The 745-nt window shown below is 61.5% G+C and carries 1 protein-coding gene; it reads right to left on the reverse strand.

Translation table 11 applies throughout. The annotated features are described in order from the left end of the window. Nucleotides 1-73 precede the first annotated feature (73 nt). The coding region (locus V8324_RS22165; protein WP_336422034.1) for a transposase at nucleotides 74-745 on the reverse strand (672 nt) is incomplete at its 5' end.

A 745-nucleotide genomic window follows, 5' to 3' on the forward strand; every position in this document is an offset into this window, starting at 1 on the left:
CGATTCTGTGGAAAAACACCTGTTCGCGAGCGCAGAAATAGCTGCTCAACATGCGGCGCAAACGCCTTTCCTTTCAGGCTTTTCGCGTTTGCTGCGGTGCGGGAAAGATCTTCGCCAGCTTGCGGAGGTTCTGGGCGGTGGCGGCGAGGAGGAATTCGTCGTTTGCGCCGCATGGGCCGCGTAATCGCAGTCGGCCCAGGCCGAGGATGCGCTTGAGGTGGGCGAAGAGCATTTCGACCTTCTTTCTCAGCTTCATCGAGATCTCGTATTGCCTGGTCTTCGCGATATCCCGGGCGGCCTGGCGGGCGTCTTCATGTTCCTCGCGGGTAATCGACCGGAAGTCCATGTTCGGGCAGCAGCGCGGCTTCGAGGGGCAGACCTGACAGATGTTCTTGAGGCCGCGATATTTGGCAACGCCTTTGCCGGTCGGTCCTCGGTTCGGGTCGGAATAGTTACGCCGGAACTGCTTCAGTTCATGGCCCTCGGGACAGATGTATTGGTCGTTCTCGGCATCCCATTCGAAATCCGCCCGCGTCCAGGTGCCGTCGCTGCGTCCGGACTTGTCGAGCACCGGGATGTGCGGGGCGATCTTGCGGTCGACCAGCCAGCCCAGCATCGGCCCGGTCCCATAGGCCGTGTCCGCGATCAGCCGCTCGGGATGCAGGTCGAACTTCTTCTTTACCCGTTTCAGCATGGTCTTCGTCGAGCCGACCTCGGCCTGCCGGATCGAGCGGGTCGCCTCAAC

The organism is Roseovarius sp. D22-M7 (assembly GCF_037083785.1).
In the GTDB taxonomy this organism is placed as follows: Bacteria; Pseudomonadota; Alphaproteobacteria; order Rhodobacterales; family Rhodobacteraceae; genus Roseovarius.